The organism is Daejeonella rubra, from assembly GCF_900103545.1.
Lineage (GTDB): Bacteria > Bacteroidota > Bacteroidia > Sphingobacteriales > Sphingobacteriaceae > Daejeonella > Daejeonella rubra.
In genome coordinates, this window is sequence record NZ_FNHH01000001.1 from 323536 (window position 1) to 332681 (window position 9146).

General features: G+C 33.6%; 4 protein-coding genes. 3 read left to right on the forward strand and 1 reads right to left on the reverse strand.

What is annotated here, in order from left to right:
* Nucleotide 1: 1 nt before the first annotated feature.
* The 3 genes from pglZ (at nucleotide 2) to BLR27_RS01475 (ending at nucleotide 7349) form a co-directional block, all read left to right on the forward strand.
* Nucleotides 2-2542, forward strand: a complete 2541-nt coding sequence (gene pglZ / locus BLR27_RS01465; protein WP_090698263.1) for a BREX-1 system phosphatase PglZ type A — start codon at nucleotides 2-4, stop codon at nucleotides 2540-2542.
* A complete protein-coding gene (gene brxL, locus BLR27_RS01470; RefSeq protein WP_090698266.1) occupies nucleotides 2542-4551 on the forward strand; it encodes a BREX system Lon protease-like protein BrxL in 2010 nt (669 codons plus the stop codon). Before pglZ ends, brxL begins: the two co-directional genes overlap by 1 nt.
* 158 nt (nucleotides 4552-4709) lie before the next feature.
* Entirely contained in the window at nucleotides 4710-7349 is a 2640-nt protein-coding gene (locus tag BLR27_RS01475; protein WP_090698270.1) for an NB-ARC domain-containing protein, read from the forward strand.
* Between the two features lie 312 nt (nucleotides 7350-7661).
* On the opposite strand, the gene BLR27_RS01480 is transcribed toward BLR27_RS01475, so the two are convergent.
* The gene (locus BLR27_RS01480) at nucleotides 7662-8951 is read right to left on the reverse strand and encodes an AAA family ATPase (protein WP_090698274.1); all 1290 of its coding nucleotides are present in this window, start codon (nucleotides 8949-8951) and stop codon (nucleotides 7662-7664) included.
* Nucleotides 8952-9146: the final 195 nt, after the last annotated feature.

The following is a 9146-nucleotide window of genomic DNA, read 5'->3' on the forward strand; positions in this document are numbered from 1 at the left end:
AATGATTCAAGAAAAAGTAAGCAGTTATTTTGAACGATATCCTGATTTGAAAATTCTTTTTTTCTTTGATGAAAATCAGGAATTTTTAGAAGAGGTAAAATCGCTGGCTATACCTCATATACATTTAGAATTTTATACTGATAGTGCATTTACCACTAAATGTAAATTACTCAACGAATTAATAGATACTAAAGTGCTACTGTACTTGCCAATGGCACATCCAAATACACAGGATGAATACCATCGATTTCCATTGTTAGGTCTATTGCTTGCCAATAAAGAATTGAAACTAGATAATGTTGGGGAGTTTATGGAGAATTATGGTTTGCAACGCCACCAAAAAGCGTTAGTTACCAAGTACATGAAGGAACTAAAGTATTCGGGTGTTCAAATGGTTTGCGATCCAATTTTAACCCCTTATGGATTTGAAGAACCAGCATTACAAAGAGGACTCATTTCTTCATTTTTGAAATTAAAAATTATCGAGAGTTGGACCCTGATCATTTCTAAAATATTAACGCTGCTTGTTGCAAAAGATGATTCAGAATTAAACAAAGTGCTTGCAAAAATTGCTGATTTGAAAATGCAGGATATCATTATTCAGCAAGTTTTTGAAAATACTAGCTATGCGATGAAATCTCTAAGCCGTCAAGAGTTAATGCAAGCTGCAAGATGTATTTTCTACAACAAAATAACACAAACCATTACCACCGTGTCCAATCTTGACCCTTATGTATCATTTAAAATTAAGGATCAAACGCAAATAGTTCGCTTGAATCAATTGTTAAACGAAACAGAAATAAATACCCATTTAAGCAGTTCGTTTAATGATGTTTTGAAATTGGTCAGCAACGATATCAAAGGCGATAAGCTTATTGATATTTATGGTTTAGATGCCAACTTTGCTGAATTTAGTCCATCAATGATTTGGGCAGTAATAAACAGTTTACAGAACCAAATCGCTGATGCACCTGAAGCAGTGATTAAGAAGTTGGATAACATTAGCATTCAGCAAACATTGGATGAAGGAATGCGGAATTTTTTGAAGTATTTAACTCATTTGGCAAAACTTCATCAAATGGTAAATGGCATATCCAGCTACATTCTTAATAGCCCAGAAGACTATTTAAAGGCCTATTCAGAAGAATTTTATCTTATCGATACTTTGTATCGTAAGGCTATCAAGGCATACAAATTAATTGATTATTCTGAGCTAAATTCTAACATTTTATTGGATGATTTGCATCTTGCTTTGAATAATCGATACGAGGCACATACAGATAAGTTGAACAGGGAATGGCTAAAGTGCTTAGATCAATTTGAGTTTGATTATTCCAAAATTCCAGTTGCAAAGCAATTTGACTTTTTCCAAAATGAAATAGAATCATTAAATCAGAAAGTAGTTGTTTTCATATCCGATGCGCTTCGTTATGAAGTAGCTCATGAATTATTGTCAGAATTGCACGGGGATGTAAATAATACGGCTAAAATGAAGTATATGATTGCTTCTATTCCATCAAAAACAAATATTGGTATGGCACAGCTTTTACCAGCTGGTGAACTTGTTTATAATAATGGCGATATCAGTAATTCAACTATTTCAACGGAGGGTTTACCTAACAGAAATACTATTCTTCAAAAGTTTAAGACAGATTCTTTGGCAGTTCAATACTCAGACATCATTGGTAATTCACAAGAGAAAAATAGAGCAATATTTAAAAACTCCGTTGTTTATCTATATCACGACATCATTGATTCTACAGGAGATAAAAGAGCCTCTGAGAGAAGGATATTTGATGCAGTTACTGATGCTATAGATGAAATTAAACGTTTAGTAAAAAAATTGCACGGAAGCCTGAACGTTGCAAAAGTTATTATTACAGCTGATCACGGCTTTTTGTATAATGACAGAGAAATTGAAGATAAAGACCTTGAGTCAATTTCAGAACCTATTCCATTAACCTCACATAATAGGTATTTTATTACACCAACAAAATCTCAGCAAGCGCTTAGTTATTCAATTCCGCTTTCAAAAACAACTTCATTTAAAGATGATGTATTTGTGACTATACCTTATTCAGTAAATAGATATCGTAAGCAAGGAGTAGGGCATCAGTTTGTACATGGTGGTGGGAGTCTTCAAGAGGTTGTTGTCCCTATAATAGAGAGCTCAAGAAAGCGAGAGGAAGTTGTAAGCAAGGTAAGGCCTTCACTGATAAATAAAGGCGATTTAAAAGTTGTTTCAAATATTTTGCGTTTGAACATATTGCAAGATACCAAAGTATCTAGAATGGAAAAAGAGTTGAGCATATCGACCGGTTTATACAACAACAACCTTTTGGTAAGTAATGAAATAATATCAATACTTAATTCTACTTCAGACTCTCCAAGTGAGAGAGCCGTAAGAGTAGAATTAACTTTATCCTCTGACACACCAAAGAATGCTTTTCTGAAATTAAAGATTTTTGATGTGGATGATAAATTAAATCCGCTTATTGAGGAACGAGTTCAAAATAATACGCTTATTCAATCCGATTTCTAATGACATTAAAAGAGAAAATAATTCACCATTTTGAAGGTAAAGTAGTTAGGAAAGACCTTACTTCTTTGGTGAAAGGAAGTAATCCTGTTCCTGTATATGTGTTAGAATATTTATTGGGGCAGTATTGTGCTATTGACGATGAAATGGTGATTCAAGCGGGCATAGAAAAAGTAAGGAATGTAATTCGGGAAAATTATGTTCATAGATCAGATTCTGAAATTGTAAAAAATAAAATTAGAAGCACTGGCAGTTATAAAATTATAGATAAGATTAATGTTTCTCTGAATGATAGGGCAAATATTTACGAAGCTGAGTTTGCGAATATGGGGCTAACAAAAGTTCCAATTTCAGATGCAATTGTTGATGCTAATAAAAAATTACTCAGTGGAGGTGGAGTTTGGTCAATTATTGAAATGGGATACTCCCATGAAGACGGAATTGCTGTAAGGTGGGTTATTAATGATTTAAAGCCAATTCAAGTTTCTAATGTTGATTTAGAAGAATACATTCAATTGCGGAAAGAATTCACATCAGACGAGTGGATAGATTTAATGATGCACAGCATTGGCTTAAATCCTGAATACTTTAGTAAGCGAGATAAATTCATACAGCTTTCAAGGCTAATACCACATGTAGAAAACAATTATAATTTTATTGAACTCGGACCAAAAGGAACAGGTAAATCACATATATTTTCTGAATTGTCGCCTCACGGAGTTTTGGTTTCGGGTGGTGATGTTTCTAAAGCACGATTATTTGTAAACAATACAGGGAACAAAATTGGTTTAGTTGGTTACTGGGACGTTGTTGCCCTGGATGAATTTGAACAAGAAAAAGGCGGTAAAAAGACAGATGGAGACTTGGTTAAAATCATGCAAAATTTCATGGCCAACCAAAGTTTTAATAGAGGAAAAGAAACATATCAAGCGACAGCTTCAATGGCATTTGTTGGTAATACCAAACACAATGTGCCTTATATGCTTAAAAACTCACATTTATTTGAATCAATTCCTGATGGCTATATAAAGGGAGCATTCTTAGACCGCATCCATATGTATATTCCTGGTTGGGAAGTGCGCATTCTTAAAAGTGCTGTATTCTCAAAAGAGTATGGTTTTATAGTTGACTACCTCGCTGAATTATTAAGAGAATTAAGAAAATCAGATTTTTCTCCAATTCTTGATAGTAAAATTTCATTAGATGGCTCATTAACATCTAGGGACAGGGTTGCAATAAGAAAATCATTCTCAGGAATGGTGAAATTAATTTATCCTCACCAGGAATTATCTGAGTCTGAAACTATTGAATTACTTGATTTTTGTATTGAGGGCAGAAAAAGAGTGAAAGATCAATTATATATTATTGATGAAACATTTAAGTCAGAGCCTGTAGAATTCAAATACCGTGTATTATCAAGTGGACAGGAATTTGCACCTGAAACATTGGAAAAACAAAACTATTTCGCAGCAGTTGAAGCCAGGCAGGAAACAGAATATTCAGAAGAGGAATCTGAAAAATTGGTTCCTTCATTTGTTGATTTAAAGCCACATCAATTTATTTTAAAGGATAATCAAACAGGTATTTCTTTTAAAAAATTATTTGGCAATTATTTAAAAGGGGCTACTCATATTACACTTCAGGACCCATACATTCGAATGCCATACCAATTTAAGAATTTACTCGAATTTTGTATGATGCTCGGAAATAACAAAGATCCTGAAGCGGAAATTGATTTTGAAGTTATAACTTGGAACACAGAGGAATTTATGCCTGACTCAATTGTCTTCTTTGAAGAGCTTCAAGAAAACGTTTTGGATTTAGGGATTAATTTGGTTTATAAATTCGAAAACCATCATGACAGGTATATAGTTGGAAATAATGGTTGGAAAATTACACTAGGTAGAGGCCTTGATATTTTCGAAAAAACTGAAGGGCGTTTCAATGTTGCAGACATGGATCAATCTAGAAGAAAATGTAAGGCTTGTGAACTCACATATTTGAATAAATAGGCGGATTTGTATATTTTAATCAATACATTAAGTATTAAAATTGAATCTAAATTCCACATAATAACAGACACTTCATTATGATAGAATGAATTTATCAGTAATTATATGTTTAAATGATTTTTAAAAAAATATTTAATATTTTAACCTAAAAGAAACTTATGATATTGCCGATAAAAAGAATTAATGAAAGAGTAGAAATTGCCAAACAGGACTCTGACACGTCTTTATTTTTTAACCTTATGTATGCTGGCGAGCAGCTCTTAAAGCTGATTACCGTTTCGATGGTTTCCGGTATTAAAGATAGTAAGGGAAATAAGGATAATGATCAATATTCACAATATTATGAGTTGGTACATGCTGATAGTATTGGTGTTTGGTCTAATGTACTTGATAATATTCTAACCGGGCCAGCATATCATTTCTTATTAGATCAATATCGTCCTTTTTGGAGTGAATTAATGGAAAAATCAACAAATCCTTCCTGGCAATACGGGTCATTAACCGCTCTAAACAACTGTCTGAAGGTATTAAATGAAAGGCATGAGGATCTTCCAACCAAGTACGCCCTAAAAAATTGGTTTAAGCTTTTTGTTCAACTGAGAAATGACGCACGGGCTCACGGAGTGATAAATGCCGTTGAAATAGCAAAGATTTGCCCCAATCTTGAGACATCTATAAAATTAATATCTGATAATTTTTCATTATTTAAGGTAAACTGGGTTTATATAAAGCAAAATATTTCCGGTTCATACAGGACTACAAATTTAAATGAAGGAGAGAAGCAAGAGCTTCTGGGCGAAGCTGCAAATAATCTTGTTCTAAAGGATGGGGTGTATTTAATTTTAGATGAGCCGCATCATATAAATGTTTTATACTCTACAGTTGAGGCAACGGATTTTTATTTCCCCAACGGTAACTTTACTGAGAAAAGCTACGAGTGCCTATCATACATCACTGGAAAAAAACTTTATCAAGATTCTACTCAGTTTTTAAAGCTACCTGGTCAACTTCCATCTAGTGAGACTGAAGGTAAAGGCAAGTTAGACTTGATTCACACTACCTTTACCAATTTACCCTTTGTACAAAGCATATATATTAATAGAAGTGAATTAGAAAGCGAATTGGAAACAGTTCTTCTGCTTGATGATACTTATCCTATTATAACTCTAAATGGAAGAGGTGGTATAGGCAAAACCTCATTAACACTTTTCCTGTTAAGGAAAATTTGTAAAACAGATCGTTTTGATGCTATAATTTGGTTAAGTGCGCGGGATATTGACCTTCTCGAAGAGGGCCCAAAGATTGTTAAGCCACAGATTCTTGATGAAACTGATATTGGTAATGAATTTACATCATTATTAGAGCCTTCGGGTTTTTTAACAAAAGGATATAATTCAAGGAAGTTTATAGAAGACGAATTAAGAAATTCTGGGCCTGGTACAAATGGAAGGATTCTCGTTGTAATGGATAACTTTGAAACTTTGAAGAATCCCACTCAGGTTTACAAGTGGTTAGTTACTCACGTCAGAAATCCAAATAAAATTCTTATAACTTCTAGGCTTAGAGATTTCAAGGCGGATTACCCAATAACTGTTCAAGGGATGAATCGTCAAGAATTTAATGAGCTCGTAGAACGGGTATCTATTGAGTTGGACATCCAAAAACTGCTAAATAAACGTTTTCTAGATGAACTTTATAGCGAATCTGATGGCCACCCATATGTAGTTAAAGTAATGTTAGGAGAAGTTTCTATTCATAAAGAATTACGAAATGTAAAAAGGGTTATTGCGGGGAAAGACGAAATCCTAACGGCACTTTTCGAACGAACTTATTCAAATCTTTCAATTTCTTCTAAGAGAGTATTTCTAACCCTGTGCAGTTGGAGAAACATTTTCCCAGAAATAGCTATCGAAGCGGTTTTGAAGAGGGAAGACAATGAATTGATAAACGTTGAAGATGGAATTGAAGAATTATTTCGCTATTCTTTCATTGAGCTTATTAAATCCAATTTTGACGATTCTGATTTTATTTCAGTACCACTTGCGGCTTTTGAATTTGGAAGGAAGAAATTAAGTGTTAATCCACTGAAAAGTAAAATCTTATTGGATATTCAAATTCTCCAGTTTTTCGGTGTTACACAATTTACCGATATTAATAAAGGACTTAGGCCAAAGGTTGAGCAATTTTTTAAGAATATCGCCATCAGTATTCGCAAAGATAATTCGCTAATAAGTAAATATTTACCGCTATTGGAATTTGTCTGTCGTAAATATCCCGAGGGATGGAAACTATTGTCTAATTTATATTACGAACTAAATAATCTTCCCAGTTCAATTGATGCTCTACAAAAATACCTAGCAGATCACCGTCCTGATGTGAAATCTAAAATTCGTGCATGGGAATTTCTATCCAAATTATACGCGCTTAACAAGGATTATACTGGTGAGGCACATTCATTAACAGAGATGTCCAAAATCGATGAGGTAGATTTTAACGATCTTAGTAATGCAATCAACAGCTTAAATAATTTGTTTAAAGAACAAAAGACGAAGTTTAAAAAAGAGGAAATCTATATACTGTTAATATCGGTGGCTGAAAAAATGAACAATAGAATAAAGATGGGGGAGGGTTCTCCAAGTAATTACACCAATTTAGCATGGGTTTATATAAACTTAAGTAAGAAAGATACAGCTAAGACACTAGTCAAAAGGGCACTCGAAAAAGAACCGACACATTTTCATGCTTTAAATTTAGCCAAGGTTTTGAAAATTGACATACGACCCTACTATGCTGACTAGTAAAAATACTTGTGATTATCATCAAATTTCAATATTTTAATTATTTAGGAAAATTCGCTGCATAGCCATTGTTGCTGATGTGGTAAAGCTTCTTTTAAAATGTCGATAACTCAGTCTCAATGTGATTTCAAACTTTTATAACTAACTTAACTTTATTTGATTATCATACAGTTTTGGATATGCTGGAAGGAGCTGCTCGGATTAATGAGCAATTTGTCAACATGTTTCTTTAAAGTATTATTTTATTGTATTAACTAGACAGACCCTTGATAAGGGTAGGAATTTTAAATAATCATATTAAGTAACAATCAGTTACACCACACCATAAATCTTTGCACGTCTGTTAAAGGCTTCTTTTGCGCCTTCAAGAATATTACATGCAATATCTCTTGTTTTCACATCATCGATAGATCCATTAGAAACGATCGAACATTTATCATTTGTACTCTTAAGTATTATTATTTGTTCCGCATCACCTAGGATGGCAATATTTGCGTTATGAGTGACAATAATTATTTGACGTCTTTCTTTTGCTAACCTAAGTACAGGTACTAAACTATGGTAGATAAATTCACCATCTAAATTATCTTCAGGTTGATCAATAATCAACGGGGCATCACTTTTTGAAGAAAGAAGTAAAGCTAAAAGCACTGATTGTTGTTGCCCAAGTGACAACTTAGAGAAATCGCGATTTGCATAAGTAGGTTTGCCCGTAGCATCAGGTATAGTTCGAGTAACAATTAAATTTGGCAAATCATAAACTTCACATCGTTCTAGCGCAAATCTAATTGCAGGATCAGAAAGTAATGATATAATTCTGTCCGCTTCCGTCTTATCAAAAATTAGAGTCTTTTCTTTCGTAACAACTTTCATTATAGTTGCTGAATCTTTTGCGTCAATTGCTTTTAATAAAGTCGGCATCGTCAATTGAGATATTAACATGTTAGCTTTTGCGAATTGAGTATTTCGCCAGTTTAATGTCTGTTTTATCAACTCTTCTGCAGTAGGAGAGTACGCATGGGGCGTAAATTTGAGGGTTACAGTTAAATCAGTCAATACAGATTTAAGGGTGGATGAAGCATCTTTCGCATATGCTATTCTTGTCATAGCTATCTTCTCCCTTGCCGCCCACCGCCTTAATAATGCCTCTTTATACAATTTCTTCTGTTGGACTAAGTGAGGTTGCCATGATTTTAAATTAGTTACATTAGTTTTAGCTTGAGCTTCCGCCTCGGCTAATTTCTGTATATAAATAAGATCTAATGGTATATTCTGATCGGCTAATTCCTTTTTCTTTGCTTCTATAATTTTTTGGGATTCCGCTTCCTTTGTTTTCCATTCAGCTATACCCTGATTAACAAGCCCCTCTAATTTCCTAAATCCAGTTTTAGTTTGCTCTTGTGTAGCAGTAGATTCGATTTCAAAAGTTCTTGAATACTCAACTATACTTTTAAATTCTTCACCTCCAATTGTTAATTTTTTGGGGTCGGCTAAGTTGGCAATTTCATCAATTGAAGCTTTTGTCGAAAGCTCATAAATGCTATGCTTAATACCGGAAATTTTTTCAGAGATTTTATTTCTTATTTCTCTTTCATTAGCCAATTGCCTTGATAACTCGATTACTTCCTTTGCATTTGCTTTTTGTAAAGCTGCAAGTTGCTGTTGGGTTACTTTAAGAGTTTGTTCATATTCCGGTATTAAATTAACGTGAGTTCGATATAAGGCTTATTCAAGTTAAAAAGAAAGTTGTAGGGATTTGGTTTGATCAAACTCAAACTGTGATTTGATGGAAGGCTT

What these genes read in the sequence shown, in the direction of transcription:
- pglZ (WP_090698263.1), top strand. Translation starts at nt 2, where the DNA reads ATGATTCAAGAAAAAGTAAGCAGTTATTTTGAACGATATCCTGATTTG.
- BLR27_RS01475 (WP_090698270.1), top strand. Translation starts at nt 4,710, where the DNA reads ATGATATTGCCGATAAAAAGAATTAATGAAAGAGTAGAAATTGCCAAA.
- brxL (WP_090698266.1), top strand. Translation starts at nt 2,542, where the DNA reads ATGACATTAAAAGAGAAAATAATTCACCATTTTGAAGGTAAAGTAGTT.